The following is a 25,423-nucleotide window of genomic DNA, read 5'->3' as shown; positions in this document are numbered from 1 at the left end:
GTACAAGGCTGCGGGCGCGTAGGCGTGATGCGGCACACGGACCCCGCCGGCGGGTGCGTACGGCGCGCAGAGCCACGGGTGGCGGGTCCGGTCCGGGCTTGGGATCATTTGCCTCGGAGGTCAGCTATGGCTCCTTGTGCGCACACGTCCCCGCCGGACGATCCTCCGGGCCCCGGGGAGGCCGAGGCCGCCGAACCGGCGACCGGCTCCGGGAAGATCCGCCGGTCGCTCCGGTTCACGCTCCCCGGCTGCTGGGGCGCCCTCCTCCTCGCCTGCCTCTCCTTCACGCCGTCGCTGCTGCCTCGCGGCGGGGTGCTCCAGGGGCTGATCGCCGGCATCAGCGGGGCGATCGGCTACGGGCTCGGCCTGGTCGCGGCCTACGTGTGGCGCGCGTTCGCCGACCGGGAGCCGCGCGAGGCCTCGTACGGGTCGTGGCGCGTCTTCGTCATCTGCGCGGTCGTGCTGTTCGGCCTGTCCTTCGGGTTCGGCCAGTACTGGCAGCACGAGATCCGCGAGCTCATGGGGGTCACCGACTACAACGTCGCCACCGCCGTCGCCTGCCCGTTCGTCGCCGCGCTCGTCTTCTGGCTCCTGCTGCTCGCGGGCCGGGGACTGCGACGCCTGTACCGGTGGCTCGCCCGGCTCCTCCGCCGCTGGATCGGGCCGCGCGCGGCCCGGGTGGTCGGCTGGGTCGTGGTGGCGGGCCTGACGTGGTCCGTGATCAGCGGCGTCCTGCTGGCGGGCATCGTGAACGCGGCCAACGAGGCGTTCTCGGTGCGTGACACGACGACGCCGGAAGGCGTGCAGCAGCCCACGTCCGCCCTGCGCTCCGGCGGGCCCGGTTCCCTGGTGCCGTGGGACACGCTGGGCTACCAGGGCCGGGCCTTCACCGGTAGCGGTCCGACGGCGCAGGACATCGGCGCCTTCACCCACCGCCCGGCGCAGGAGCCCGTCCGGGCCTACGCCGGACTCGAGACCGCCGACGACACGGAGGCACGCGCCGAACGGGCCGTCGCCGACCTGCGGCGGGCCGGCGGCTTCGAACGCGCGAACCTGCTCGTCATGACGACCACGGGAAGCGGCTGGGTCGACCCGGCCGCCGTGGACTCGTTCGAGTACCTCGGCAACGGCGACTCCGCCACGGTGGCCCTGCAGTACTCGTACCTGCCGTCGTGGCTCTCGTACCTGGTGGACCAGTCCAAGGCGCGCCAGGCCGGCCGCGAACTCTTCGACGCGGTCTACGACGTCTGGTCCAGGCTGCCCCAGGACCAGCGCCCGCGGCTGTTCGTCGCCGGCGAGAGCCTGGGGTCGTTCGGCGGCGAGGCGGCCTTCAGCGGCGAGTACGACCTGCGCAACCGCACCGCCGGCACCCTGTTCGCCGGCCCGCCCAACTTCAACACCCTGTTCCGCGAGTTCAGTGACCAACGCGAGGCGGGGAGTCCGGAGATCGAGCCCGTCTACCGGCAGGGTCGGACCGTGCGGTTCACCGACGACCCGACCGCCGGGACGATCCCTCCGGTGGGCGAGCCGTGGAACGGCACGCGGGTGCTGTACCTCATGCACCCGTCCGACCCGATCGTCTGGTGGAGCCCGAACCTGGCGCTCTCCGAGCCCGACTGGATCGGCGAGGCGCCCGGCAGCGACGTGCTCGAGGAGATGGTCTGGATCCCCTTCGTGACCTTCTGGCAGGTCACGGCTGACCTCCCGTTCTCCACGGGCGTGCCGGACGGCCACGGTCACACGTACAAGGCCGCGTACGTCGACGGCTGGAACGCCGTCATGCGGCCCTCGGGCTTCACGCCGCAGGACCTGGACCGGCTGCGGGACGTCATCCAGCCGCCGGGGCAATGACCCCCGCCCGCCTCGGGGAGCGCGCTCGGCGCAGCGGGAAGCCGGCGCGAGGAGCCGCACGCGTGGTCAGCACAGCGGGAAGCCGGCGCGAGGAGCCGTGCACGCGTGGTCAACCGCACGTCGTCAACCGCACGTCGCCGGCCGCGCGTCGCCGGCCGCGCGTCGCCGGCCACGCGTCGCTGGCCACGCGTCGTCAGCCACGCGTCGTCAGCGCAGCAGGAAGCCGGCGACGTAGCCGAACGCGTTGACCGCCCAGTGCAGTCCCATGGGTGCCAGCAGGCTGTCGCTGCGTCGTCGCAGTTCGCAGAAGAGGACCCCCGACGCCGCCGTGAACAGCACGGCGCCGAGGACCGCGAGCACGGAAGCGAACGGGGAGTCCCCCAGGACCGAGGTCAGCGCGGGCTTCGCCGCCGCCAGGTGCAGCGACGGCAGGACGTGCCACAGGCCGAACAGCACGCTCGACACGGTGGTCGCCCAGAAGGTCCCGCGGGCCCGGCGCACCAGTCCGTAGAGCACGCCGCGGAACGCGATCTCCTCCACGAGTACGGTGCCGACGGGGACCACCACGAGCACGCGCGCCGCCATCTCCCGCCCCGTCATCCCGTCGTACCGCCGGTCCTCGAACAGCGAGCGGGTGTCGGGCAGCAGGGCTCCCACGGCGTAGACCAGGGCGACGATGCCCATCAGGGCCAGCGCCCACCTCGCGCCGCGGCCGAGCGTCCGGCGTGCCAGGCCCGCGTCGTCCAGGGTGCCTCCCGCCCAGCGGAGCACGCCGAGCAGCAGGGCGCTGACCGCGACGGCCGCCGCCAGGCGGAGCGGGCCGGTCCAGCGGTGGAGCACCAGATTCGCGGCGACGAGGACGACGACGGTGAGGGCTACGGCGGGCCAGGTGCCGATCGGCCCGCGCCACCGGCCGCGCGCGCGTCCGCCGGGCACACCGCCGCCGGGCACACCGCCGTCGGGTACACCTCTGTCGGGCGCGCGGCCGTCAGGCGCGCGGCCGTCCGCGGTTCGGCGTCCTCGGCCCTCGGGCCGCTCGGCGTCGTCCGGATCGCGGTGGGCCACGCTAGGAGTGGTCGCGTTTCAGTGAATCCCTGATGCCTTCGGCTCGGTGCCGAACGCTCGTCATCTTCTGACGGATCTTGACCTTCATCTGATCCGTCTTGCCCTCGGCCTCTAGGCGCTCGTGGCCCGTGATCTTTCCGGTGATCTCCTTGAGCCTACCCTTGGCCTTGTCCATGGCGTCGTGCATGCCGTGGTCCATGCCCTGGTCCCTCCGTCACATGCGTGGTGTCCCTCCACGCTAAGTTCCAGCGGCCCGAGGTGCTCGTCGACACCGGGCCGGACGGCGGGTGCGGCCCGCACCCTTCCCCCCGCCCTCCGTCCTTCCGGCAGGGTCGTACGGGTGTAACGCGTCCGCCGAACGGAGGGTCTGCCGCGTGGATCGGGACTGCCGTCCTATTTTTTCTGGCGCCAGTCTGACCATGTGTTGAATCCGGGGCGCTCATGAGGGCAGTACGTGTGGGGGATCAGCGTCGTGGACGCCTCGGGCGCGGTGGAGCCGCGGCGCAGCAGCGTCCCGGGTCCGCCGAGTGAGCGCGGCCACGGGGGGGCCGCACCGGAGGCATCCGCCCGCGCGGGCGCCGGGGTGCTGACGGCGACGTGCGTCTCCGCCTTCGTCGTCAACGCCAACACCTCCGCAGTCAGCATCCTCCTGCCGGCCATCAGCGAGGACACCGGTGCCTCCCTGGCCACCCTGCAGTGGGCCGTGACCGGCTATTCGCTGGTCGGTGCGGCGGTGATCGTCACCTCGGGCGCCCTGGGCGACATCTTCGGACGCCGGCGCATCTTCCTCTGCGGCCTGCTCCTGGTTCGTGGCCTCGTGCGTGTTCATCGCACCGGGAGGCAGCGGCGCGACCGTGATCGTCGGCCGCGCGATCCAGGGCGCGGCGGGCTCGACGATCCTGGCCTGCGGGCTCAGCCTCCTGTCGGCCGGCGCCTCCGGCGACGCGCAGATGCGCTCGGTGTCCCTGTGGGGAGCGGCCTCCGCCGCCGGTGCCGCCGCCGGGCCGCTGCTCGGCGGCGTGCTGGTCGACATCACCGGCTGGCAGGGACTCTTCTGGATCGACGCGGGGATCGCGGCCCTGTGCGTGCCGCTGACCCTCCGCGCGGTGCCGGAGTCCCGCGACCCTTCGCGTCCCCGTTCCGTCGACCTGGCGGGCACGGCGCTCATCTCCGCCGTCCTCGTCCCGTTCGTCTTCGCGGTGACCGAGGGCGCGGGCTGGGGCTGGCTCAGCGCCCCGACCCTCGGGTGCTTCGCGATCTCGGCGGTGTCCGTTGTCGGTTTCGTCCTGGTGGAGAAGCGGGTGCGCACCCGCTGGTCGAGCTCGCGCTGCTCCGCAACAAGATCCTGGTCGGTTCCAGCGTCGCCATCCTGGTGGTGGCCGGCTGCATCAACGCGATCATGTACATCTGCAGCCTGTACTTCCAGAACGCCGACGGTCTGGGCATGAGCCCGCTGCAGGCGGGCGTGGCCACGCTGCCCGCGGCGGCCGGCATCGTCGTGACCGCCCCGCTGATCACCCGCTTCGTCGACCGGCTCGGAGCCCGTACGGTCATCGCGTCCGGCTTCGCCGTCGCGACCGCCGCCTTCGTCGTCTTCGCCTTCGTCGACTCGTCCTGGAAGTACGCCACCTTCGTCGTCCCGCTGGTCGTCCTCGCCGTCGGGCTCGGGCTCGCCCTCCTCGTCGGCCGCATCCGGCCGATCGGCCCGCCCACGGCCGTCCACTACGCCGCCGCGGCGGCCGCGAGCTCCCACACCGTTCCGACCCGGCCGACGAACGGCGGACCGAAAGGCGACCGGCACGGCGGCTGACGCCGGCCGAGCGGGGGCGTGGCCTAGAGTGCGGTGGTGCCGTCATACAGCATTGGGCAGGCAGCTCGGCTGCTCGGAGTGAGTTCGGAGACCGTTCGCCGGTGGGCGGACGGCGGCAGGCTCGCCATGGAGCGGGACGGGGCCGGCAAGCGGGTGATCGAGGGGACGGCGCTGGCCCGCTTCGCCCAGGAGCGGGGCGCGGGGCTCCACGCCGTTCCGGAGGACGAGGTGTCGACCTCCGTGCGGAACTCCTTCGTGGGGATCGTCACCGGGGTGAAGGTCGACGACGTGGCCGCGCAGGTGGAGGTCCAGTCGGGCCCGCACCGTCTGGTGTCGCTGGTGACGCGGGAGGCCGTGGAGGAGCTGGGGCTGGGCGTCGGGGTCACGGTGACCGCACGGGTGAAGTCGACGAACGTGCACATCGACCTGCCCTGACCGTTTCCGGCGAGCGGTCCGTCAGTGGCAGAGCAGTGCCGCGCGCAGGCCCGCCCTGTGGTCGAGGCGTGAGAGGTCGCGGCCGGTGAGGGTCTCGACGCGTTCGATGCGGTAGTGGACCGTGTTGACGTGGACGTGCAAGGCCTCGGCGGTTCTCGCCCACGAGCAGTCGTGCGCCAGGAAGACCTCCAGAGTGTCGAGGAGCATGGTGCCCGACCCCCGACCTGCGCCGAGGAGCGGTCCCAGGACCGTCTCGCGGTACGCGTTCCGTACGTCGGCGGGGATGCCGGCGATCAGCCTGCCCAGCCCGTCGAGGTCACCGAGGCCGGCGACGCCGGGGGACGCCGGCGCCGCGGCCCGTGCCGCAGGGAGTTCGGCCCGTGCGGCCCCGGTCCGGGCGACCGTGCGACCGCTGCGGGTCAGCAAGTGGCAGGCGGGCGTGCCGAGGTGGGCGAACGCCCGGGCGAGCAGGTCACCGGCAGGCGCGCCGCCCTCCAGCGCGCGGTCGAGGTCCAGGCAGACGTTCTCCGGCAACGCGAAGTGGTCCGCGGGCCGACGGCTGTGCTCACTCCACTGCCGGAGGTAGACGGCTTCGGTGATCGCCCGGAAGGTCGTGCGGGCCGACACGGCGATCAGGGCCACGCGGTGCGCGCGGCACGCCTCGGCCAGTTCTCGCGGCACCTCCCCGTGGGTCTCCTCCCCCGCGAACAACGCCCCCGCTCCCGCCTCGCTCAGGGCGGAGACGAAGCGTTCGGTCTTGCCCGGATCCCCGTCCCTGGTCCACCACACGAGTCCGCTGAGGACGATCTCCCGCGGCTGGAGGAAGCGCGCCGGATCCTCCAGGTCGGTCGCCGTCACACCGCCGATCTCCTGTCCGAGCAGCGCCTCGTCGCCCCAGACGAGGGCGAGATCCAGACGGTCGAGACGGAGGAGATGACCGACGTGCATGTGAGGCTCCTAGCACGGTCACGGGACGGGCCCGAGCTCACATTCACAAGGCGAATACGAGAAGAGACAACGTAGATACCAAAGCCAAGGCCCAGAACAGCTCTCGGTTGATCCTCCAGGACACGGCTCCGGCAGGTGGACGATTTCCGGCTTCCCGTCCAGTCGTTCCGCCGCCCTCCTCCGGCTTCACTGGCCTGAGGACACCGGTCGGAAGGCATGGGCAGGGATGGATCCGAGCACGATCGCGGACGTGCGGGACGCGCGGCGGAGCGGGTCTTGGCGGCCCGGGGACGCGTGGCTCGGCGGCGGCACGTACCTCTTCTCCGAGCCGCAGCCGCAGCTGCGCCGGCTGGTCGATCTGAGCCGGATGGGCTGGGAGCCCCTCAATGGATCACTACCTGGACAACGACGGCAAGCCCCTCGACCTGCCTGTCGACAAGATGACGGCCGACGGCGACGGCTTCAGGAAGCACGTCGACGGGCACGTCAGGACGTACCAGGAGGAATGGCGGGAGATGGCTCTCGCCGAGTTCAAGGCCAATGGCGGCAAACCGGTGTCGATCCCGGTGGAGACGCCCAGCATCAATGACTACAGCTTCACCAAGGAGAACGACCCGAACTGGTTCTACGCGGTCGGTTCCACGAGGGCGAACGTCACCGGCGTCGTCACGGTCGTCCCCGACGCCGACGGCAACCCCAAGGTCGGTCTCGACTATCAAGCCAACGCCTGGGACCGCTACAACTGGGACGAGGACAAGGGCGTGGACATCTTCGGTGCAATGGACCTTCCCGACGGCCAGATGGCACGACTGCACACGACGGGCCTCGCGCAGGAGTTCGACATGTCGGGAAGCAGCTCCGTCAAGCACTACGATCTCGGCTCTTCCACGCCGAACTCCGGTCCCCTGCCGGAACCCGATGAGCCGGGTCGCGAGGGAGGCCGTACGGACAACGGCCGGGAGACGCGCGAGGGACGGGCGGGTACGGGCAGGTGAGTGGTGTGGACAGCGTGCGGCCGGGTGGCGCGCGCCTGAGGCGTCGGCTGCTCGCCGCGGCCGCGGGGCTCGTCGGGGTCGTCGCCGTGGCCGTCGGCGCGTTCTACCTGCTGGCGGACAAGTGGCTGTCCGACTCGGTCGCGAAGGAGAAGGAGTGCTGCTGGGAGGCCGGAGCCACACCCGCGCGGATGAGTGGGCAGATCGGCCTGCGCGTCCCGGAGAACGCCGCGGACCGGCGGGCCGGATACAAGGTCGGCGAGCGGTACGACACGGGGTCGCTGAGCTTCACCCTGCCGACCAGCGAAGCGAAGGCGTACCTGGCCCCGCTGACGCCCCAGGGCGCCCGCATGACCCGCAACCTGGAGCCCGAACCGGCGGACTACCGTCCGGCGGCCGGATTCACGCACCTCGGGCTTCCGGAGCCCGAGACGCTCGTCGACGGAATGCTGACGGGCGGGTTCTGCCCCGACAACGTGGATTCGCCCGACGCCGAGCACCTCGCGTACTGCGTGAGGGTGTTCTCTCACGAGTACACGCCGGGCACGACCCGGATCCACCTCCGCTCGACCATCGAACCGGGGCTCACACCGCCTCGATGACGAGTTGCGGTCGGCGACCGAGCTGCTGCTGCCCAAGGATGAGCGGCAGGTCCGGCACTCGGGGACGGACGCACCATCCGAACCCGCGAACCCGCGCGGCTCGAGCAGCGCGGCTGCGTCGTCGACTCGTTCTGGTCCCGAACCAGCCACGCCATCGGGAGGGGTTGCGAAACCACCCCTCCCGCCGGCGCGCCGACAGTCGGAGGCACGGCCGGGCGCACCTCCTCCGAGCATCGACCAGAAGGAGGAAATCCCAGGTCAGCGCATCCTCCCCCGCGCCTTCAGGTGGGCCGCCGGCACCTCCGGGGCGTCCAGGCGGTCACCGTCGTAGCCCTTGACGTCGCCGAAGCGGGAGCCGGTCATCCAGTCCTCCCTCGCCTGGCGGATCTCGTCGTCGGTGCGGCCGACGAAGTTCCACCACATGACGAGTTCCTCTTCGAAGGGTTCGCCGCCGAGGAGCATGAGGCCGGCGTCGGAGACGGCGCGGAGGGGGAGGTCGGTGCGGCCGCAGCCGAGGTAGAGCATGGAGCCGGGGAGGAGGGGGACGCCGTCGACGTGGGCTTCGCCGGACATGGCGAGGACGGCGTACTCGAAGTCGGGGTCGAGGGGGAGGCGGGTGTCGGCGCCGGCGGTGAGGGCGAGGTCGGCGCCGACGAGCGGGGTGTACGTGGTGCCGGGGGAGGTGGCGCCGTCGAGGGTGCCGAGGATGACGGTGGCGGTGAGGCCGGGGGCGGTGACGTGGGGCAGCTCGGCGTGGTGCTGGAAGTGGGGCTCGACGTGGCGGTGGGCGTCGGGGAGGGCCACCCAGAGCTGGGCACCGTGGAGGAAGCGGGCGTGCGGGCGGGGGCTCTCCTCGGAGTGGGAGATCGCCCGGCCCGAGGTCATGAGGCCCAGCTCGCGGGGGCGGATGGTCTGGAGGCTGCCGGTGGAGTCGCGGTGCAGGACCTCGCCCTCGTGGAGCCAGCTGACGGTCTGCAGCCCCATGTGCGGGTGCGGCGGGACCTGCATGCCCGGCTCGTCGGCGATGTCGTCGGGGCCGTAGTGGTCGACGAAGGCCCAGGCGCCGACCATGCGCCGGCCCAGGTTGGGGAGGAGGCGGCGGACCTCGGTCGACTCGCCGAGCTGGACGCGGCGGGGGCTGAGCAGCTCCCGCACCGGCTCGGCGACGACGAAGCCGCGGCCGCCGCACACGGTGGGCGTGGCCTGACGATCGAGATTGCTCATGTCGCTCAACCTTTTCCTGTCCGGTTCCCGGGTGCCGGGGCGCTCCCGGGGAGGCGAGGCCGACCATGGTGGAATGTTCAACCACCTAGCCGTGTTGACCTGATCGACCACCCCACAGGGTGGCAGATCCGGGACTCTGGAAAGGGACAGCAAGTGAGCGACACGTACTACGAGTTCGGAACAGCCGGAGAGCGCTGGGACCGCGCCCAGCTGTTCTTCGAAGCGAAGGAGTACGGAACCGCCGTCCGCATCCTGCTCGGCCTGGTCGCCGAGCACCCGGAGCAGACGGCCCAGCGGCTCCTGCTCGCCCGGGCCTACTACCACTCCGCCCAGCTCTCCAAGGCCGAGACCGAGCTGCGGGCCGTCCTCGACCGCGACCCGGTCGAGCACTACGCCCGGCTGATGCTCGGCCGCACCCTGGAGCGCCAGGGGCGCACCGCCGAGGCAGCGCCGCACCTGCGGATGGCCGCCGCGATGTCGGGAGAGCTCCCCTCCTGACGTGAATCACATACCCCCGCACGGTATATTCCAGCCAGGAGGTCCTGGCTGTGGCTGCACACCGAGCTGAACGTGGCGGACGAGCAGGAGGTGCCCCGGGGCACCTCCTGCTCGTCGTCGTGCTCGCGCTCGGGGTGTTCCTGATGCACGCGGTCGGCCACCCGGCGGGCTCCGGCGACGGCACGGACACCGCGTCCGCGTCCGCCGCTTCCGCCTCCTCCCACGGGGCACCCGAGCACGCCGCGGGGGCCACCGCGCCGCACGGAGCCTCCGCCCCCCACAGCCTCCACGGCTCCGAGGGCTCCGAGGGCTCCGAGGGCTCCGAGGGGAGCGGCACGCGGCACGATCCCGGTACGGGGATGGACATGACCACCCTGTGCGTGGCCGTCCTCGGTGCCTGGCTGCTCGCCGGGCTCGTACGGGCCGCGCTCGGCCGCCGCCCCGAGTGGCTCGCCCTCCTGCTCGCGCGGCTCACACCCGCGCCGGCGCCGCACGCACCGCCGCGCAGACCCCCCGACCTCGCTCTCCTGTCCGTCCTGCGGATCTAGGCCGTCACGCCGCCGCGGGCGCTTCGCGCTGCCCGTGAACGTCTTCGGCCTGCCTTTTTCCGTCAGTACGACCAGCACACGAGGTGTCACCCCATGCGTTCCTTCACGAACCGCACCGCCAGGAAGTCCGCCCTCGTCGGCGCCGTCGCCGCGGCCGGGCTCCTGCTCTCCGCCTGCGGCACGGACGACCCGATGAGCGGAATGGACCACGGGAGCAAGACCGCCACCGCTCCCGCCGCCCCCTCCGCGCCCGCGTCCGCCACCGCCTCGGGGGCCGCCGCCGAGGCCGGCGCCCCCGGCGCCTTCAACGACGCGGACGTCATGTTCGCGCAGATGATGATCCCCCACCACGAGCAGGCCCTGGAGATGGCGAAGCTCGCCACCGGCCGGGCCGAGGACTCCGAGGTCAAGGAGCTGGTCGCCGCGGTCGAGCGGGCCCAGGACCCGGAGATCACGAAGATGAAGGGCTGGCTCAAGGGGTGGGGCAGGCCCGAGTCCGCCGGCCACGGCTCCGGGCACGGCATGCCCGGGATGATGTCGGAGCAGGACATGAAGGACCTGGCCGCCGCCAAGGGGAAGGCCTTCGACCGCAAGTTCGCCGAGCTGATGATCGCCCACCACGAGGGTGCCGTCGCCATGGCCGAGGACGAGCGGAAGAACGGCGGCAACGCCACCGCCAAGGCGCTCGCCGACGACGTCGTCCGGACCCAGTCCGCGGAGATCGCCGCGCTGCGGAAGATCCTCGACCGCCTCTGATCCCGTCCCCGTGGGCGAGCACGCACGCGTGCCACGGCGGTCCGTCCCGGAGGGGACGGACCGCCCCGCCGCCGTGCCCCGGCACCCACGCCTTCCCGCACCACGGCCCTCCCGCCCGCTCACACCCCCGCACCCGAGGCGAATGAACGATGCAGACGCACTCCTCCGGCCACCGCTCGGCCACCACGACCACCGCCGCCCTCACCGCCGCCGTCGCCCTGGCCCTGACCCTCACCGCCTGTACGTCGTCCCCCGGCCCGGCCGGCACCGGCGACGACTCCGCCGCCTCCCTCAGCCACATCCACGGCCTCGGGGCCCGCGGCGACACGCTCTACGTCGCCACCCACGAGGGGCTGCGCACGGCGGGCGCCGACGGTCGACCGGTACCGGTCGGCGACCGCCGGGACGACTTCATGGGGTTCACGGTCACCGCCTCGGGCACCTTCCTCGCCAGCGGGCACCCGGCCCCCGGCAGCGGCGGCCCCGCCGACCTCGGTCTCATCGCGTCGACGGACTCCGGCCGCTCCTGGCAGGAGAAGTCGCTCGGGGGCGAGGTCGACTTCCACTCCCTCGACTCCGCCCCCGACTCCACGGTCTACGGCTACGACAGCGCGAACGGGCTCCTGCGGGTCAGCCCGGACGGCGTGCGATGGGAGGAACGGGCCGCCCTGCGCGCCCACGACATCGCCGTCTCCCCCGCCACCCCGGGCACCGTCCTCGCCACCACCGAGACCGGCGTGGTGCGCAGCACGGACGGCGGCAGGACCTTCACGCCCGCCTCCGGGCAGGTGCTCGCGTACGTGTCGTGGGCCGCGCCCGACGCCCTCTTCGGCGTCGACCCGAGCGGTGTCCTGTTCCGCGGCGCGGACGGGGGCGGCTCCTGGACCCGCGTCGCCGCGGTGCCGGGTGGCGCTCCGCAGGCGCTCACCGCCGTGGACGCCCGCCGGCTGCTCGTCGCCACGCAGGACGGGGTGTACGAGTCGCGGGACGCGGGCGGTCGCTTCGAGCGGCGGATGGCGGTGACGTCCGGAGAGGGTGGCCACTGACCGCTGACCGCACCGGGACGGGACGGGACGGCGGCGGGGGCCGGTGCGGGGAGGCAGCGCAGCGCTCCCCGCACTCGACACGCCCCTCGGACGCGGCACGCCCCGCACCCGTCCTGATCCTCGCCCGCGGCGTGCTCCCCGCGCCCGTCACTCCGCCGGAGTCCGTACACCCGCGCCCGTCACTCCGCCGGAGTCCGTACACCCGCCCGCGCGAGCCCCGCGACGACCGCTCCGCCCACGACGACGGTCTCCGCCACGGTTCCGGGGATCTCGTCGGGGGCGATGCGGAGGATGTCGCGGGAGAGGACGACGAAGTCGGCGAGCTTGCCGACGGTCAGCGAACCGCGTTCGTGGTCGAGGAAGTTGGCGTACGCCGAGCCCATCGTGTAGCCCTCGACGGCGGTGGCGACGTCGAGGGTCTCGCCGGCCGTCCAGGCCGGTCCGCCGCCGGGCGGGCGTCGGGTGACGGCGGCGTGGATGCCGACCATGGGGTCCATCTCGGCGACGTTCCAGTCGCTGGAGAGGGCGAGGACGGCGCCGGCGGCGTGCAGGCTGCGGAGCGGCCAGGCCTTGTGCCAGCGGTCGGGGCCGACGTTCTCGGCCCAGTCCTGGCCGGGTCCGGCGATGTCCGGGGCGGCGTGCCGGGGCTGCATGCAGGCGACGACGCCGAGTTCGGCGAAGCGCGGGGTGTCGTCGGGGTCGAGGCACTCGACGTGGACGACCTGGTGGCGCGCGTCGCGCGGCCCGTTGACGGTGCGGGCCCGCTCGACGGCGTCGAGGACGGTACGGATGCCCCGGTCGCCGGTGGCGTGGACGAAGCACTGGAAGCCGCGGGCGTCGAGGCGGGTGAGCAGCTCGGCGAACTCCTCAGGGGGGTAGAAGGTGTCGCCCCGGTGGTGGGAGCAGCCCGCGTACGGCTCCAGGAGCGCGGCGGTGCGCGGTTCCACGACGTCGTCGATGTACAGCTTGAGCGGGCCGACCCGCAGCCTGTCGTCGGCGAACTCCCTTGCCGCTTGCTCGAATTCGTCGAGGTCCCGGTCGGTCGTGCCGCGCGGGTGGAAGAGTGCGGCGACGATCCGGGAGCGGAGCCTGCCCTCGGCCCGGGCGCGCTGGAAGAGGGCCAGGTCGTCGAGGGAGTTCTGGGGTTCGACGACGGTGGTGATCCCGTAGCCGATGGCGTCGTCCAGGCTCTTGGCGAGTCGGCCGTACTGACGGTCCGGGGAGGCCCAGGGGAGGCCGAGCTCACGGAGGGCGCGGTGACCGTCGCGGGAGAGGCCCTTGACGGCGAAGTCCTTGACGAATCCGGTGGGTTCGCCGGTTTCGGGGTCGGTGACGGCCCGGCCGAAGGGGAGGTCGGTGTGGTCGCGGTCGACGCCGAGCCGCTTCAGCGCCGCGGTGTTGAGCCAGGCGGTGTGGACGTCGTAGCTGAGGACGAGGGCGGGGGTGTCGCCGGTGGCCGGGTCGAGGTCGGCGGCGGTGGGCATGCGCCCGTCGGGGACGGCGGAGTAGTCGAAGGCCTCGGCCTCGATCCACTCGGCGTCGGGGTGGGCCGCGTGCCAGTCCCGGATGCGCGCGTGGACGGCGTCGAGGGTGCGGGCGCCGGCGAGTTGGACGCAGGCGTCGTCGGAGCCGAGCCGGACGTGGTTGTGGGCGTCGACGAATCCGGGCAGGACGAGCCGCCCGCGGGCATCGAGGACTTCGGTATCGGGGCCGGTCCAGGCGCCCGCCCCGGAGTCGGAGCCGATCCACACGATGCGGCCGTCGCGGACGGCGAGCGCCTGAGCTTCGGGGAGCGCCGGGTCGACGGTGTGGATGCGGGCCCCGACGAGGACGAGGTCGGCGGGGGTGGGGGTGGACGTGGGGGGCGCGCTGTTCATGCGGGGTGACTCCGTGACGTGCGTTGCGTGCGTACGGGGAAGGGGCGGGGGGTGCGGGAAGGCCTGGGGGGGTCGGGGAAGGCCTGGGGGTCGGGGAAGGCGCGGGGGTTCGGGAAAGGGTCGGGTTGCGGGCCTCAGGGCCGGATCGGTGTGACGTGGCCGCGGGCGAGGAGCACGTACACGAGGGCGGAGACGGCGGCGCCGAGCAGGGTGAGGTCCGCGCCGCCGAGGGGGGCGACGAGGGGGCCGGTCCAGAGCTCGGAGTCGCAGGTGAGGGCGGAGAACAGGAGGCCGGAGAGGAGGGCGGTGAGACCGGCCGGGTGCCAGCCCGCGCGGTACCAGTAGGCGCCGCCGGCGCCCGTGTGCAGGCCGGCGGAGTCGTAGGTGCAGCGGCGGAGCACCATGTCGGCGAGGAAGACCCCGCCCCAGGGGGCGAAGACGATGATCAGGAGGGAGAGGAAGGAGAGGAGCGAGGTGGTGAAGTCGGTGAGGAAGAGGGCGCCGAGGGAGCCTGCGGCGGTGACGGCGGCGCTGATGACGATGGCGCGGGCCCGGCTCCACGGGATGCCGAGGACCTGGAGGTTCAGGCTGGACGAGTAGAGGGTGATGATCGAGTTGGTGACGGAGCCGCCGAGGACCAGGGCGAGGAAGAGGGGCTGGAACCAGCCGGGGAGGAGGCTCTCGGTGCCGGCGACGGCGTCGGTCATGTCCGCCTGGGTGGCGGCGGCCACTCCGGCGACGCCGAGGGCGACGGAGGAGAGGAAGCCGCCCAGGGCTCCGCTCCAGGTGACGGCCTTGAGGGTGGTCGCGCGGGGCAGGTAGCGGGTGTAGTCGGCGGGCATGGGGAGGTACGAGAAGGGGCCCGCGAGCATGACGACGAAGGCGAGGCTCCAGCCGGAGGCGCCGGGCGCGGAGGCGGGTGCGGAGGTGTCGGCGCCGGGCAGGACGAGGACGAGCAGGACCGCGAAGCCGACGGCGAGGACGTACGCCATCCAGCGTTCGGCGAACTGGACGGTGGCGTGGCCCCAGAGGGCGACGGCGAAGGTCAGCGCGAGGGTGACGCCGAGGGCGAGGGCGCGGGAGGCGTGTCCGCCGTGCCGGCCGAGGTCGGCGAAGAAGGCTTCGAGGGCGAGGGTGCCCACGACGGTGTTGACGATGGTGTAGCCGATGCTGACGATCCAGTTGAGGAGCCCGGCGGGCCAGTTCCCCCGGGTGCCGAAGGCGGCCCGGGAGATCACGAGGGTCGCGGTGCCGGTGCGCACGCCGCTCAGGCCGGCCGCGCCGATGGCGAGGAAGGAGAGGCCGCCGATCACGACGACGGCGGTGGCCTGCCAGAAGGAGAGGCCGAAGGCGACGGCGAGGGCGCCGTTGATCACGTAGGTGAAGGTGAGGTTCGAGCCGAACCAGAGCCAGAAGACGTCCTTGGCTCCGCCGTGCCGTTCGGCGTCGGGGATGGGGTCGATGCCGTGTTCCTCGACCCGGAAGACCTCGTCGGTCGCCGTCCGGCCCGTGGTCACGGGCTCCGTCTCGTGTCCGAGCACACCGCGCTCCTGTCTTGAATGCCGTTCTAAGTCTTAGAACGGCATTCAAGATGTGCGATGAGTTCCGGCCGCGTCAAGACCTCCGGAGGTTGCGGTTAAGGTCGGTCTCGCGGACAGCGGACGCACAGGGACACGGAACGGCAGGACGGGGACGGCTGCGGTGGCAGGGGCGGCACGACGACGGGACGGACACGTCACCCAGGAGCGGATGCTCGAGGAGGCCATGACCGCGATCGCCGAGGACGGCCTCGCCTCGCTCACCATGTCCGCGCTGGCGGAGCGGCTCGGCACGAGCGGCGGCCACATCCTGTACTACTTCGGGAGCAAGAACCTGCTCCTGCTCGCCGCGCTCCGGTGGAGCGAGGCCGCGCTCGCCGAGGAGCGGCGCGCGCTCCTCGCCCGCCGGATCACGGCCGAGCGCAAGCTCGACCTCTTCCTGCGGCTCTACCTGCCGCGCGGCACCCGCGACCCGCGCTGGACGCTGTGGATCGAACTCTGGGCCCGCACCCCCGGCGACAGCGCGCTCCGCGAGGCCCAGGAGGAGCTCGACCGGGGCTGGCAGGAGGACCTGGAGGCCCTGCTGGCGGCGGGCGTCGCACGCCGTCGCTTCGCACCCCTGGACGCCACCGCCCGCGCCTCCGAACTCCTGGCCCTGCTGGACGGTTTGAGCACCCGCGTCGTCCTGGGGCAGGAGTCCCGGCGCGATCCGCGCCCCGCCCTGGAGACCGCGCGCTCGGCGGCGCGGCGGCTCGTCGCTCCGTACGCTTCCGAGGGCGGCGGACTCCCGACGCGGTAGGCCAAGTGCCGCAGAGACCAAGTGACACAGGAAGCAAGGTGACGCAGAGTCAGCCTTGTTACGGTCGCCGCGAAGTGACGAGAAGTCAGCCCCTGTAGGCCTCCAGGAGGCGCAGCCAGGCCTCGCTCAGGGTGGGGTAGGACGGGACGGCGTGCCAGAGGCGGGCGATGGGGACCTCGCCGGCGACGGCGACCGTCGCCGAGTGGAGCAGCTCCCCGATGCCGGGGCCCACGAAGGACGCGCCGAGGAGGACCTCCCGGTCGAGGTCGACGACGATCCGGGCCTGTCCCCGGTAGCCCTGGGCGTACAGGCCGGCCCCGGCGACCTGCCGCATGTCGACGTCGACGGCCCTGACCCGGTGGCCGGCGCGCTCGGCCTCGGCGAGACCGAGGCCGACGGCGGCCGCCTCGGGGTCGCTGAACACGACCTGCGGGACGGCCGCGTGGTCGGCGGTGGCGGCGTGCGCGCCCCAGCGGCCGGTGTCCAGGGCCGGGTCGCCCAGGGCGCGGGCGGCGATGGCGGCTCCGGCGATGCGCGCCTGGTACTTGCCCTGGTGGGTCATGAGCGCGCGGTGGTTGACGTCCCCGACGGCGTAGAGCCAGTCGCTGCCGGTGACCAGGAGGCTGTCGTCGACGTCGAGCCAGGACCCCGGGGTCAGACCGACCTTCTCCAGGCCGATGTCGTCGGTGCGCGGGGCGCGGCCGGTCGCGAACAGCACTTCGTCCCCCTCGACGTGGTCGCCGCCCTCCAGGACCACGGTGACCGGACCCGTGCCCCCGTCGCGTACCACCGCGGTGACGACGGCCCCGGTACGGACGTCCGCGCCGCGCGTCGTGAGGGCCGCGGCCACGTGCTCGCCGACGAACGGCTCCATGCGCGGCAGCAGGCCCCCGCCCCGTACGAGCAGGGTCACCTTCGCGCCGAGGGCCTGCCAGGCGGTGGCCATCTCCACGCCCACCACTCCCCCGCCGACCACGACGAGCCGCTCGGGCACGCGGTCGGAGCTGGTCGCCTCGCGGCTGGTCCAGGGGTGCGCCGCGGGCAGTCCGGGCAGGTCGGGGAGGACGGCGCGGGTGCCGGTGCAGACGGCGACCGCGTGCCGGGCGGTGAGCAGGTGGCGCTCGCCCTCCGGGCCCGCGACCTCCACCGTGCGCGGCCCGGTGAGCCGGCCGTGGCCGCGGAAGAGCCGGGCGCCGATGGAGTCGAGCCAGTCCACCTGGCCGTCGTCCTTCCAGTGGCCGACGACCGTGTCCCGGTGGGCGAACACCTCCATCGCGTCCAGCGGGCCGTAGACCGACTCGCGGAGTCCGGCGACCTTCCGGGCGTCGGAGCGGGCGAGCGCGGGGCGGAGCAGCGCCTTGCTGGGCATGCAGGCCCAGTACGAGCACTCGCCCCCGATCAGCTCGCTCTCGACGATCGCGGTGCTCAGGCCGGCCGCCCGCACCCGGTCGGCGACGTTCTCGCCGACCGGTCCCGCGCCCAGGACCACCACGTCGTACGCGTGCTCGGCATCCACCGCATCCACCGTTCGTGTCATGGGTCCCAGTCTGCTGGCAGCGGTCCGGAATAGCGCGGCTCGATACGCCGTTGTGCGGGGCGAGTCCCCAGGGGACCGTCAGGACACCGCCAGGAGACCACCGAAAGGCAGGAAGCATGAGCACCGTAGAGCTCACCAAGGACAACTTCGACGAGGTCGTCAGCGGCAACGACTTCGTCCTGATCGACTTCTGGGCTTCCTGGTGCGGTCCCTGCCGTCAGTTCGCCCCCGTCTTCGAGGCCGCCTCCGAGCGCCACGAGGACCTGGTCTTCGCGAAGGTGGACACCGAGGCGCAGCAGGAACTGGCCGCCGCCTTCGAGATCCGCTCGATCCCGACGCTGATGATCGTCCGCGACAACGTGGCCGTGTTCGCGCAGCCGGGTGCGCTGCCCGAGGCCGCCCTGGAGGACGTCATCGGCCAGGCGCGGAAGCTGGACATGGACGAGGTCCGGAAGTCCGTCGAGGCCGCGCAGCAGAAGTGACCCGCGGGGCGTGACGCGCGGGGAACCACCCCGGGCCGACCGGGTACGGGAGACCGCCTTCCCGTACCCGCCCCGCGCGAGAGGGGTACGGGAGGCCTTCCGTACCCCTCTCGCGTGAGAGGGGTACGGACCGCCCGCGTGAGAGGGGTACGGAGGGGAGCCCTTCCCTCCCCGAACCCGCCGACGCGAGAGGGGTACGGGAGAGCCTCCCGTACCCCTCTCGCGTGCGTCCGCGCCCGCCCGGTGCGGGCGGGGCGGGTTCAGCGCTCCAGTACCAGGGCGAGTCCCTGGCCGACGCCGATGCAGAGCGCGGCGAGGCCCGTGCCGGAGCCGGCGGCGGCGAGCTGGTGCGCCACCGAGCCGGCGAGGCGGGCGCCGGAGGCTCCCAGCGGGTGGCCGAGGGCGATGGCGCCGCCGCGCGGGTTCACGATCTCGGGGTCGAGTTCCGGCCATTCGGCGAGGCAGCCGAGGGCCTGGGCCGCGAAGGCCTCGTTGAGCTCGAAGGTGCGCAGGTCGGCGAAGGAGCGGCCGGACTTCTCCAGGGCCCGGCGGACCGCCGCGACCGGGCCGAGGCCGAAGAGCTGGGGTTCGATGCCGGTGACCGCGGACGTGCGGATGCGGGCGAGCGGCTCGCGGCCGGTTTCGCGCAGCCCCTCCTCGTCGACGAGGAGCAGGGCGGCGGCGCCGTCGTTGAGCGGCGAGGAGTTGCCCGGGGTGACGGTGCCGCCCTCGGTGCGGAAGGCGGGCTTGAGCTTGGCGAGCGCCTCCATGGAGGTGGCGTCGCGGATGCACTCGTCGCGGGCGAGGTCCACTCCCGGGTAGGGGACGACCTCGTCGTCGTACAGGCCCTTCGCCCAGGCCTCGGCCGCCTTGCGGTGGCTCGCGAGGGCGAAGGCGTCCTGCTGCTCGCGGGTGAGGCCGTGCCGGTCCGCGACGAGCTCGGCGCCCTCGCCGAGCGCGACCGTCCACTCGGCGGGCATCCTCGGGTTGGTCATGCGCCAGCCGAGGGTCGTCGAGTGGAGCTGCTGGTGACCGGCGGGGAAGGCCCGCTCGGGCTTCTGCAGGACCCAGGGCGCGCGGGACATCGACTCGACGCCGCCGGCGATGGCCACGGAGGCGTCGCCGAGCGCGATGGCGCGGGCTGCCTGGATCACGGCCTCCAGGCCGGAGCCGCAGAGGCGGTTGACGGTGACGCCGGGGACGGAGACGGGCAGTCCGGCGAGCAGGACGGCCATCCGCGCCACGTCCCGGTTGTCCTCGCCCGCGCCGTTGGCGTCGCCGAAGTACACGTCGTCGACGCGGGCCGGGTCGAGCGCGGGCGTGCGGTCGACGAGGGCCTTCACCACATGGGCGGCGAGGTCGTCGGGGCGCGCCTGGGCGAGGGCGCCGCCGAACTTCCCGATCGGGGTGCGGACGGCGTCGACGATGTAGACGTCGCGGATGCTCATCGGTTCTCTCCCACGTGACCTGCGTGCCTGCGTGACCTTCGGAACGACGCTGTTCGCCTGGTGAAGAAACCTTCGCCGGCGTGCGCGCGCAGAGTCTGCGTCGGTCGGCCCGCCCTGTCAACGGGCCGATTCGGGACGTCCGCGGTGGAGGGGCCGCACGTCAGCCGCGGTCGGCGAGGCGGACCAGCGCCGTCAGGCCGTAGTCGAGCTCGCGCCCGTCGACGAGGAGGGCCTCGACGGTGAGCGTCTCCGGGTCGATGTCGGCCCTGATGCCGTGCCCCTCGTAGATCGGGTAACCCGACTCGCCGCGCCGACCGGTGGCCTCGACGACGGCCGAGCGGACGGCGCTGTCCGTCACGGAGGCGCCGCCCCGGTCCTCCACGTGCTCGGCCACCAGCAGGATCTCGAAACGCTTCGGAACTGTGCTCATGCACCGACGCTAAGCGCTCGACGGGACTCCCGCCGGACGACACGGGACCGCACCACCGGACCGCACCGCACCGGACCTAACCGCACCGGACCGGACCGCACCGGATCCCCTGACCGCCGATCCACGCCGGACCGCCCGACGACACCGCGCCACCGGACGGATTCCCGCCGGTACGCACCGAGCGCCCCGTCCGGGCCCCGTCGTGGCGCGGGCGGGCGCGTCAGCTGGACTCGCGCCGGACGACCCGCGAGTCGAGCAGGGAGCGGGTGACGGGCTCCGCCTCGGGTTCGCGGACGGCCCGGTCGACGAGTTCGGCGAGTTCGCGGCCGAGGACCATGTCGATGCGGACGGTGCTGAGCCGCGGGCGGAGCAGGCGGCCGAGGAGCAGGTCGTCGGAGCCGATCACGGCGGTCTCGCCGGGTACGGAGATCCCCTCGTCCTGGAGCGCCCGCATCAGGAGCATCGCGTACTCGTCGTTGTACGCGAAGACGCCGTCGAGGCCCTCCTCCCGCCACCGCGCTGCGAGCGCCCGGGCCGACTCCTCGTCGTACCGCAGCGGGAGGGGTACGACGGTGGCGCCGGTGCCCTCGGCCGCGCGGCGGGCGCCTTCGAGGCGGGGTGCCGAGAACATGTCGAGGCCCGGTTCCTCCGGGATGACGACGCCGATGCGGCGGCGGCCGGTCTCCACCAGGTGGGCGGTGGCCACCTCGCCGACCCGGCTCTGCTCCATGACCAGGGCGTGGGTGCCCGCCACGCGCTGGGTGCCGAGGGTGATCACGGCCCGGGCGCCGGAGCGCTTGAGGATCTCGACGCCCTGCGCGGTGACCTCGGCCTCGCCGAGCGAGACCACGGCGACCGGCCGCAGCTCGGCCCAGGCGCGGGCGGCCTCCTCGGGCCGCATGCCGACGCTGCCGTACTGGACGACCGTGTAGTCGAGGCGCCGCAGGGCCCACTGGAAGTCGTTGAAGAACTGGCTGTACAGCGGTCCGACCGGGACGTGGGCGGTCGGCAGGAGCACCATCCGGCTGTGGCCGGCGCGGAGGCTGCGGGCGGCGGCGTGCGGCACGTACCCCAGTTCCTCGGCCGCCTCCCTGACCCGGCGGCGGGTGGGTTCGCTGATGCGGACGGCGGAGGTGTTGTTCAGGACGTACGAGACGGTGGCCCGGGAGACGCCCGCGAGGCGCGCGACGTCGGCGCTCGTCGGGACCGCGCGCCCGGCGGGGCGTTCGGGGGGCTGTTCGGTTGGCTGGCTCATCGCCTCGGCATCTTTCCAGAACAATCCGGCACAGGGTCTGGCGGATGGCCGGAATTGAATGCTACACAATGCTCACACGTGTCACTGACACGTGTAAACGATCTGTTCAATCCGCTCCTCGCCCCCTCGTCGGGCGATCTCCCCAGGAGGGCACCGTGGCCCTTTCCTCCCCCGGCACCGGCTCCGGCACCGCTGACCCCGGCCCCGCCGCCGACACGGCCGGCTCCCCCGCCGACCCCCGGCCGACGCGCGGCCTGCTGCCCCTGCTCCTCGCCGGGAACACCGCGATGTACGCCCTGTACATCGGCGTCCCCGGCATGCTGCTCGCGCTCCAGATCGAGGCCATCGACCCGGCGGACAAGGTGGCGAACTTCGGCCTCGTCTCCGGCATATCCGCGATCTTCGCCACCGTCTTCAACCCGGTCGCCGGCGCCCTCTCGGACCGCTCGGGACGGCGCAACCCGTGGATCCTGGCCGGCGGCCTGCTGGCCCTTCCGGTGATGCTGCTGCTCGGCAGCGTCCACACGATCCTGCTGGTCACCATCGCCTGGTGCCTGGGGCAGGCCGTCATGAACATCTACCAGGCGGCCATCACCTCCGTGGTGCCCGACCGGGTGCCCCTCGCCTCGCGGGGCAAGGCGTCCGCGGCCGTCGGCCTGGGCCTGCCCATCGGCTCGACGATCGGCGCCCTCGTCGGCGCCGCCTTCTCCGAGGACTACCGGACCGGCTACCTGGTCTTCGGCGCGATCGTCGCCGCCACCGCCGTGCTGTTCACGGCCTGCGCCCGCGAGGAGCGCATGCCCCCCAAGGCCGCGCTGCCGGTCAAGGAGCAGATCGCGGCCTTCGGCAGCGCGCTCAGGGACCACGACTTCCGCTGGGCGTTCATCGGCCGCGCCCTCCTGGTCCTCGGCTACTTCGCGGTGGCCGGATTCCAGCTGTACATCCTGAAGGACCACACCGACCTGCCCGCCGGGCTGTCGCCCGAGGAGGCGGTGGCGATCCTCATGCCGCTCAACTCGGTCGCCATGGTGGTGTCCACGGTGCTCGGCGGCTGGCTGTCGGACCGCTACGACCGGCGCAAGCTCTTCGTGGGCGCCTCCGCCGCGCTCGCCGCCGTGGCCCTGCTCATCCCGGCCGTCTCCACCAGCTGGACGGCGATGCTCGCCTTCTCCGTCGTCAACGGCCTGGGCTTCGGCTGCTACATGGCCGTCGACACCGCCCTGGTGACGATGGTGCTGCCGAAGGCCGAGGACGCGGCCCGCGACATGGGCGTCCTCAACGTCGCCAACGCGGGACCGCAGATCGTCGCCCCGTTCGTGGCCTCGCTCGTCGTCTCGCTCAGTGGCGGATACACGGCCCTCTTCCTGATCGCGGCCGTACTGTCGGTGCTCGGCGCGCTCGCCGTGCGCCCCATCCGCAGCGTGCGCTGACCCCGGTCGGCGCCCGCAGCACACCATCGGCACGAGGGAAGGGCGGCACCGTGCGCCTGCACACCACCACCTGGGGGTCCGGCGACCGGACCGCCCTGCTCGTCCACGGCCTCATGGCCGACCACCGCACCTGGCGGCGGGTCGGTCCGGCGCTCGCGGAGCGCGGCTACCGGGTGATCGCGGTGGACCTGCGGGGGCACGGGGCCAGCGGGCGGGCGTCCGACGTGGAGCGGTACCGGCCGGACGACTACGCCGACGACCTCGTCGAATCCCTGCCCGCCGGGGCGGAGTTGGCCGTGGGCCACTCGCTCGGGGCGCTCGCCCTGGCCCGTGCGGCGGAGCGGCTGAAGCCGTCCCGGGCCGTCTACTCCGACCCCGCCTGGCACCTGGGGGACGGGCCCTGCGGCTACCGGGCCGGCCTCTTCGTCCGGGGCAAGACGATGACCCGGGAGCAGATCAAGGGGTTCAACCCGCACTGGCCCGACGAGGACGTCGACGTCGAGATGGCGTCGGTACGGGCCTGGGACGAGCGGACGGCGTATGCGCTGGAGGAGTTCAGGGGCGCCGACATGTGGCCCGCCGGCGCCGCCGTCCCCTCCCTCGTCACGCTCGCCGACCCGAGCCTGCTGGTCCCGCCCGGCGCCGTCCGGATGCTGGCGGACCGCGGCTTCGTCCTCCGTACGGTGACCGGGGCCGGGCACACCGTCCACCGGGACGACTTCGACGGGTTCATGTCCGCGCTGGACGGGTGGATCTGACGTACCGTTCAGACATGGACGACGCGTCGATGGACTCCGCGATGGTGGGACTGCTCGGCCGGGTGACCGGCACCGTCGGCCCCGGTCTCGTCGGCGAGGTGATCGTCCGGATCCGGGGCGGGGCCGAGCACTTCCTCGCCTACCCGGCGACGCCGAAGGAGCGGATCGAGACCGGAACGGTCGTGATGGTCATGGAACATCTCCCTCCACGCACCGTCTATGTCACAGCCGCGTACGACAGTTGACCGAACCGTTGAGTGTGCGCCCGTCACGGGCGCACACTCCCTTCACCGGGTCCGCTCGGCTCCGGTGAAGGGGGATCCTGCCCATGGGCATCGGCATTCTGGCGGGCGTCGTCGGCGGCGCCATCGTCGTCGTGATCACCGTGTTCAAGATGATGTGGCGCGTCGCGGAACCCAACGAGGCTCTGATCATCTCCGGTTCCAACCACAAGAACGAAGGCCTGGGCGCGGGAATGGGGTTCCGCATCGTCACCGGCCGCGGCACCCTCGTACTGCCCGGCGTCCAGGCGGTGCGCAAGCTGTCGCTCGACCTCAACGAGACGCAGTTGTCCGTCGAGTGCGTCACGCACCAGGGCATTCCGCTCAAGGTCCGCGGCGTGGTCATCTTCAAGGTCGGTGACGACTTCGTGTCGATCGCCAACGCCGCCCGCCGCTTCCTCGACCAGCAGAAGCTCATGTCCGAACGGGTGCACATCGTCTTCGCCGGTCATCTCCGCGCCATCGTCGGCGGGTTGACCGTGGAGGACATGATCCGTGACCGGGAGAAGCTGACCGGGCAGGCCCGTTCGGCCTGTGGCACGGAGATGGAGAAGCTCGGTCTGATCGTCGACTCGCTGCAGATCCACGAGATCGAGGACCCGACCGGCTACATCAAGAACCTCGCCGCCCCGCACGCCGCCGCCGTCCAGCGGGACGCGCGGATCGCGCAGGCCGAGGCGAACCGGCGGGCCACCGAGGCGGAGCAGCAGGCCGCGGCCCGCATGTCCGAGGCGACCCGCGACAGCGAGATCCTCCAGGCGGGCTACCAGGCCGAGCGCGACCAGGCCTCGGCCCGGGCCCGGCAGGCAGGCCCGCTGGCCGAGGCCGCCTCCCGTCAGGAGGTCGTCGTCCAGGAGACCCGGGTCGCCGAGCTGGAGGGACACCGCAAGGAGCAGCAGCTCCAGGCGGAGGTCCGCAAGCCCGCCGACGCCATGGCCTACGAGACCCGGACGCTCGCCGCGGCCGAACGCGACGCCCGTATCTCCGCCGCCGAGGCCGAGGCGAAGGAGACCGAGCTCGCGAGCGCGGCGAAGGCCACGGCCACGCGTCTCACGGGTGAGGCCGAGGCGGCGGCCCAGCACGCCAAGGGCCTCGCGGTGGCCGAGGCCACGCGGGCGAAGGGTCTGGCCGAGGCCGAGGCGATCAAGGCGCGTGCGGCGGCTCTCGCGGAGAACCAGGAGGCCGTCGTCGCCCAGCAGCTCGCCGAGCAGTGGCCGGAGATCGTCTCCGCCGGTGCCTCCGCGTTCGGGAACGTCGACCAGATGGTGCTGCTCAACGGCGCCGACGGCATGGCGGACGTGTTCGCGAAGGCGCTCACGATGGGCGGCACCGGGCTCGGTCTGGCCCGGCAGCTGCTCGCGACGATGAACCCGGCGGGGACGGCCGGGACGGCCGTGCCGGCTCAGCCGGCCGCCCCGGCGGAGGAGGGCGTGCAGATCGCCATCGGCGACGCGGAGTGACCGCGCGCCACGCGGGGTGAGGGATCGGGGCCCGGCGCCTGCACGGCGCCGGGCCCCGGTCACGTACCCCGTCGGCTCCCCGCCTCGGTCCGCGTCAGTTGTGGCCGAACTTTCGTTCCTTGCGGTGGGACGCGTGCTCCACCAGCGGCATCGTGGTCTCCCGCTTCGGAGCCGCCGCGGTCTGCTCCTTCGCCGCCGCCTCGGTGCGGTGCTCGTGACCGCCGGTACGGGCGCCCCGGTTCGTCCGGGTCTGCTTCTTGCCCACGATCGTGCCTCCCGTGAGGGGTGTCGGACTCTGGTCCGTATCCCCTCAGCCTGGCACGGGGGTGGGAAAGCCGCATGTCAGGGCGTGC

The 25,423-nt window shown here is 72.9% G+C and carries 27 protein-coding genes and 2 pseudogenes; 18 read left to right on the top strand and 11 right to left on the bottom strand.

Going from position 1 to position 25,423, the window contains the following annotated elements; translation table 11 throughout:
- Window positions 1-126: 126 nt before the first annotated feature.
- Window positions 127-1,851, top strand: coding sequence for an alpha/beta hydrolase (locus ACIQFX_RS29795; RefSeq protein ID WP_402469616.1), 1,725 nt, complete (start codon window positions 127-129; stop codon window positions 1,849-1,851).
- 207 nt (window positions 1,852-2,058) lie between these two features.
- Here the strand turns inward: ACIQFX_RS29795 and ACIQFX_RS29790 are convergent, their stop codons facing one another.
- Entirely contained in the window at window positions 2,059-2,802 is a 744-nt protein-coding gene (locus ACIQFX_RS29790; protein WP_402469614.1) for a lysostaphin resistance A-like protein, read from the bottom strand.
- 115 nt (window positions 2,803-2,917) lie between these two features.
- On the bottom strand, window positions 2,918-3,115 hold the full coding sequence (locus ACIQFX_RS29785) for a CsbD family protein (RefSeq protein ID WP_402469611.1): 198 nt from the start codon (window positions 3,113-3,115) through the stop codon (window positions 2,918-2,920).
- A gap of 255 nt (window positions 3,116-3,370) precedes the next feature.
- Between ACIQFX_RS29785 and ACIQFX_RS29780 the strand changes: the two are divergent.
- From ACIQFX_RS29780 to ACIQFX_RS29765, 4 genes and pseudogenes are all read left to right on the top strand, one after another.
- Window positions 3,371-3,709, top strand: a pseudogene (locus tag ACIQFX_RS29780) (MFS transporter); the annotation flags it as partial.
- Between the two features lie 28 nt (window positions 3,710-3,737).
- Window positions 3,738-4,364 carry an MFS transporter gene (locus tag ACIQFX_RS29775; RefSeq protein WP_402469609.1) on the top strand — a complete coding sequence of 209 codons (627 nt, stop codon included), beginning with the start codon at window positions 3,738-3,740 and terminating at the stop codon, window positions 4,362-4,364.
- Window positions 4,361-4,726, top strand: a complete 366-nt coding sequence (locus tag ACIQFX_RS29770) for a hypothetical protein (RefSeq protein WP_402469968.1) — start codon at window positions 4,361-4,363, stop codon at window positions 4,724-4,726. Before ACIQFX_RS29775 ends, ACIQFX_RS29770 begins: the two co-directional genes overlap by 4 nt.
- A gap of 36 nt (window positions 4,727-4,762) precedes the next feature.
- Window positions 4,763-5,161 (top strand): molybdopterin-binding protein, encoded by a 399-nt coding sequence (locus tag ACIQFX_RS29765; RefSeq protein ID WP_402469606.1) that lies wholly within the window; start codon window positions 4,763-4,765, stop codon window positions 5,159-5,161.
- Window positions 5,162-5,182: 21 nt separating this feature from the next.
- Here ACIQFX_RS29765 and ACIQFX_RS29760 read toward each other — a convergent pair whose 3' ends face one another.
- On the bottom strand, window positions 5,183-6,109 hold the full coding sequence (locus ACIQFX_RS29760; RefSeq protein ID WP_402469604.1) for a PucR family transcriptional regulator: 927 nt from the start codon (window positions 6,107-6,109) through the stop codon (window positions 5,183-5,185).
- Between the two features lie 226 nt (window positions 6,110-6,335).
- On the opposite strand from ACIQFX_RS29760, the pseudogene ACIQFX_RS29755 reads away from it, so the two are divergent.
- The 3 genes and pseudogenes from ACIQFX_RS29755 to ACIQFX_RS29745 form a co-directional block, all read left to right on the top strand.
- Window positions 6,336-6,494: pseudogene (locus ACIQFX_RS29755) on the top strand (FAD-binding molybdopterin dehydrogenase); the annotation flags it as partial.
- A gap of 1 nt (window position 6,495) precedes the next feature.
- Entirely contained in the window at window positions 6,496-7,104 is a 609-nt protein-coding gene (locus tag ACIQFX_RS29750; RefSeq protein WP_402469989.1) for a hypothetical protein, read from the top strand.
- 5 nt (window positions 7,105-7,109) lie between these two features.
- Window positions 7,110-7,703: a hypothetical protein gene (locus ACIQFX_RS29745; RefSeq protein ID WP_402469602.1), complete on the top strand. Its 594-nt coding sequence runs from the start codon at window positions 7,110-7,112 to the stop codon at window positions 7,701-7,703.
- A gap of 258 nt (window positions 7,704-7,961) precedes the next feature.
- Here ACIQFX_RS29745 and ACIQFX_RS29740 read toward each other — a convergent pair whose 3' ends face one another.
- Window positions 7,962-8,927, bottom strand: coding sequence for a pirin family protein (locus tag ACIQFX_RS29740; RefSeq protein ID WP_402469600.1), 966 nt, complete (start codon window positions 8,925-8,927; stop codon window positions 7,962-7,964).
- Window positions 8,928-9,080: 153 nt separating this feature from the next.
- Between ACIQFX_RS29740 and ACIQFX_RS29735 the strand changes: the two genes are divergently transcribed.
- From ACIQFX_RS29735 to ACIQFX_RS29720, 4 genes are all read left to right on the top strand, one after another.
- A complete protein-coding gene (locus ACIQFX_RS29735; RefSeq protein ID WP_402469598.1) occupies window positions 9,081-9,425 on the top strand; it encodes a tetratricopeptide repeat protein in 345 nt (114 codons plus the stop codon).
- A gap of 50 nt (window positions 9,426-9,475) precedes the next feature.
- Window positions 9,476-9,973, top strand: a complete 498-nt coding sequence (locus ACIQFX_RS29730) for a hypothetical protein (protein WP_402469595.1) — start codon at window positions 9,476-9,478, stop codon at window positions 9,971-9,973.
- A 93-nt stretch (window positions 9,974-10,066) separates the two neighbouring features.
- On the top strand, window positions 10,067-10,729 hold the full coding sequence (locus ACIQFX_RS29725) for a DUF305 domain-containing protein (RefSeq protein ID WP_402469592.1): 663 nt from the start codon (window positions 10,067-10,069) through the stop codon (window positions 10,727-10,729).
- A 149-nt stretch (window positions 10,730-10,878) separates the two neighbouring features.
- Window positions 10,879-11,775 carry a F510_1955 family glycosylhydrolase gene (locus ACIQFX_RS29720; RefSeq protein ID WP_402469589.1) on the top strand — a complete coding sequence of 299 codons (897 nt, stop codon included), beginning with the start codon at window positions 10,879-10,881 and terminating at the stop codon, window positions 11,773-11,775.
- A 179-nt stretch (window positions 11,776-11,954) separates the two neighbouring features.
- Here ACIQFX_RS29720 and ACIQFX_RS29715 read toward each other — a convergent pair whose 3' ends face one another.
- Together ACIQFX_RS29715 and ACIQFX_RS29710 are read right to left on the bottom strand one after the other, a co-directional pair.
- Window positions 11,955-13,652 carry an amidohydrolase gene (locus ACIQFX_RS29715; RefSeq protein ID WP_402469586.1) on the bottom strand — a complete coding sequence of 566 codons (1,698 nt, stop codon included), beginning with the start codon at window positions 13,650-13,652 and terminating at the stop codon, window positions 11,955-11,957.
- Between the two features lie 134 nt (window positions 13,653-13,786).
- Window positions 13,787-15,193 (bottom strand): purine-cytosine permease family protein, encoded by a 1,407-nt coding sequence (locus tag ACIQFX_RS29710; RefSeq protein WP_402469584.1) that lies wholly within the window; start codon window positions 15,191-15,193, stop codon window positions 13,787-13,789.
- Window positions 15,194-15,353: 160 nt separating this feature from the next.
- Between ACIQFX_RS29710 and ACIQFX_RS29705 the strand changes: the two genes are divergently transcribed.
- Window positions 15,354-15,989, top strand: a complete 636-nt coding sequence (locus ACIQFX_RS29705; protein WP_402469582.1) for a TetR/AcrR family transcriptional regulator — start codon at window positions 15,354-15,356, stop codon at window positions 15,987-15,989.
- Window positions 15,990-16,074: 85 nt separating this feature from the next.
- Here ACIQFX_RS29705 and ACIQFX_RS29700 read toward each other — a convergent pair whose 3' ends face one another.
- Window positions 16,075-17,526, bottom strand: a complete 1,452-nt coding sequence (locus tag ACIQFX_RS29700) for a dihydrolipoyl dehydrogenase family protein (RefSeq protein WP_402469580.1) — start codon at window positions 17,524-17,526, stop codon at window positions 16,075-16,077.
- A gap of 116 nt (window positions 17,527-17,642) precedes the next feature.
- On the opposite strand from ACIQFX_RS29700, the gene trxA reads away from it, so the two are divergent.
- Window positions 17,643-18,008, top strand: a complete 366-nt coding sequence (trxA, locus tag ACIQFX_RS29695) for a thioredoxin (RefSeq protein ID WP_402469578.1) — start codon at window positions 17,643-17,645, stop codon at window positions 18,006-18,008.
- Between the two features lie 260 nt (window positions 18,009-18,268).
- Here trxA and ACIQFX_RS29690 read toward each other — a convergent pair whose 3' ends face one another.
- From ACIQFX_RS29690 to ACIQFX_RS29680, 3 genes are all read right to left on the bottom strand, one after another.
- Window positions 18,269-19,456 (bottom strand): thiolase family protein, encoded by a 1,188-nt coding sequence (locus ACIQFX_RS29690; protein ID WP_402469575.1) that lies wholly within the window; start codon window positions 19,454-19,456, stop codon window positions 18,269-18,271.
- A 160-nt stretch (window positions 19,457-19,616) separates the two neighbouring features.
- Window positions 19,617-19,886, bottom strand: coding sequence for a hypothetical protein (locus tag ACIQFX_RS29685; RefSeq protein ID WP_402469572.1), 270 nt, complete (start codon window positions 19,884-19,886; stop codon window positions 19,617-19,619).
- 220 nt (window positions 19,887-20,106) lie between these two features.
- Complete coding sequence (locus tag ACIQFX_RS29680; RefSeq protein ID WP_402469570.1) at window positions 20,107-21,141, bottom strand: LacI family DNA-binding transcriptional regulator; 1,035 nt, start codon at window positions 21,139-21,141, stop codon at window positions 20,107-20,109.
- A 155-nt stretch (window positions 21,142-21,296) separates the two neighbouring features.
- On the opposite strand from ACIQFX_RS29680, the gene ACIQFX_RS29675 reads away from it, so the two are divergent.
- From ACIQFX_RS29675 to ACIQFX_RS29660, 4 genes are all read left to right on the top strand, one after another.
- Window positions 21,297-22,571 carry an MFS transporter gene (locus ACIQFX_RS29675; RefSeq protein ID WP_402469568.1) on the top strand — a complete coding sequence of 425 codons (1,275 nt, stop codon included), beginning with the start codon at window positions 21,297-21,299 and terminating at the stop codon, window positions 22,569-22,571.
- 50 nt (window positions 22,572-22,621) lie between these two features.
- On the top strand, window positions 22,622-23,329 hold the full coding sequence (locus tag ACIQFX_RS29670; RefSeq protein ID WP_402469566.1) for an alpha/beta fold hydrolase: 708 nt from the start codon (window positions 22,622-22,624) through the stop codon (window positions 23,327-23,329).
- Between the two features lie 14 nt (window positions 23,330-23,343).
- Window positions 23,344-23,574 carry a hypothetical protein gene (locus ACIQFX_RS29665; protein ID WP_366306345.1) on the top strand — a complete coding sequence of 77 codons (231 nt, stop codon included), beginning with the start codon at window positions 23,344-23,346 and terminating at the stop codon, window positions 23,572-23,574.
- Between the two features lie 83 nt (window positions 23,575-23,657).
- On the top strand, window positions 23,658-25,070 hold the full coding sequence (locus tag ACIQFX_RS29660) for an SPFH domain-containing protein (protein ID WP_402469562.1): 1,413 nt from the start codon (window positions 23,658-23,660) through the stop codon (window positions 25,068-25,070).
- 94 nt (window positions 25,071-25,164) lie between these two features.
- Here the strand turns inward: ACIQFX_RS29660 and ACIQFX_RS29655 are convergent, their stop codons facing one another.
- Window positions 25,165-25,335 carry a hypothetical protein gene (locus tag ACIQFX_RS29655; protein WP_367827039.1) on the bottom strand — a complete coding sequence of 57 codons (171 nt, stop codon included), beginning with the start codon at window positions 25,333-25,335 and terminating at the stop codon, window positions 25,165-25,167.
- Window positions 25,336-25,423: the final 88 nt, after the last annotated feature.

The organism is Streptomyces sp. NPDC093089, assembly GCF_044754405.1.
Taxonomy (GTDB): Bacteria; Actinomycetota; Actinomycetes; order Streptomycetales; family Streptomycetaceae; genus Streptomyces.
Note: the sequence above shows the minus strand (reverse complement) of the source record. Positions and strands in the feature narration are given on the sequence as shown.

What these genes read in the sequence shown, in the direction of transcription:
- ACIQFX_RS29795 (WP_402469616.1), top strand. Translation starts at nt 127, where the DNA reads ATGGCTCCTTGTGCGCACACGTCCCCGCCGGACGATCCTCCGGGCCCC.
- ACIQFX_RS29785 (WP_402469611.1), bottom strand. Translation starts at nt 3,115, where the DNA reads ATGGACCACGGCATGCACGACGCCATGGACAAGGCCAAGGGTAGGCTC.
- ACIQFX_RS29770 (WP_402469968.1), top strand. Translation starts at nt 4,361, where the DNA reads ATGAGCCCGCTGCAGGCGGGCGTGGCCACGCTGCCCGCGGCGGCCGGC.
- ACIQFX_RS29760 (WP_402469604.1), bottom strand. Translation starts at nt 6,109, where the DNA reads ATGCACGTCGGTCATCTCCTCCGTCTCGACCGTCTGGATCTCGCCCTC.
- ACIQFX_RS29750 (WP_402469989.1), top strand. Translation starts at nt 6,496, where the DNA reads ATGGATCACTACCTGGACAACGACGGCAAGCCCCTCGACCTGCCTGTC.
- ACIQFX_RS29740 (WP_402469600.1), bottom strand. Translation starts at nt 8,927, where the DNA reads ATGAGCAATCTCGATCGTCAGGCCACGCCCACCGTGTGCGGCGGCCGC.
- ACIQFX_RS29725 (WP_402469592.1), top strand. Translation starts at nt 10,067, where the DNA reads ATGCGTTCCTTCACGAACCGCACCGCCAGGAAGTCCGCCCTCGTCGGC.
- ACIQFX_RS29720 (WP_402469589.1), top strand. Translation starts at nt 10,879, where the DNA reads ATGCAGACGCACTCCTCCGGCCACCGCTCGGCCACCACGACCACCGCC.
- ACIQFX_RS29715 (WP_402469586.1), bottom strand. Translation starts at nt 13,652, where the DNA reads ATGAACAGCGCGCCCCCCACGTCCACCCCCACCCCCGCCGACCTCGTC.
- ACIQFX_RS29700 (WP_402469580.1), bottom strand. Translation starts at nt 17,526, where the DNA reads ATGACACGAACGGTGGATGCGGTGGATGCCGAGCACGCGTACGACGTG.
- trxA (WP_402469578.1), top strand. Translation starts at nt 17,643, where the DNA reads ATGAGCACCGTAGAGCTCACCAAGGACAACTTCGACGAGGTCGTCAGC.
- ACIQFX_RS29690 (WP_402469575.1), bottom strand. Translation starts at nt 19,456, where the DNA reads ATGAGCATCCGCGACGTCTACATCGTCGACGCCGTCCGCACCCCGATC.
- ACIQFX_RS29685 (WP_402469572.1), bottom strand. Translation starts at nt 19,886, where the DNA reads ATGAGCACAGTTCCGAAGCGTTTCGAGATCCTGCTGGTGGCCGAGCAC.
- ACIQFX_RS29680 (WP_402469570.1), bottom strand. Translation starts at nt 21,141, where the DNA reads ATGAGCCAGCCAACCGAACAGCCCCCCGAACGCCCCGCCGGGCGCGCG.
- ACIQFX_RS29665 (WP_366306345.1), top strand. Translation starts at nt 23,344, where the DNA reads ATGGACGACGCGTCGATGGACTCCGCGATGGTGGGACTGCTCGGCCGG.
- ACIQFX_RS29660 (WP_402469562.1), top strand. Translation starts at nt 23,658, where the DNA reads ATGGGCATCGGCATTCTGGCGGGCGTCGTCGGCGGCGCCATCGTCGTC.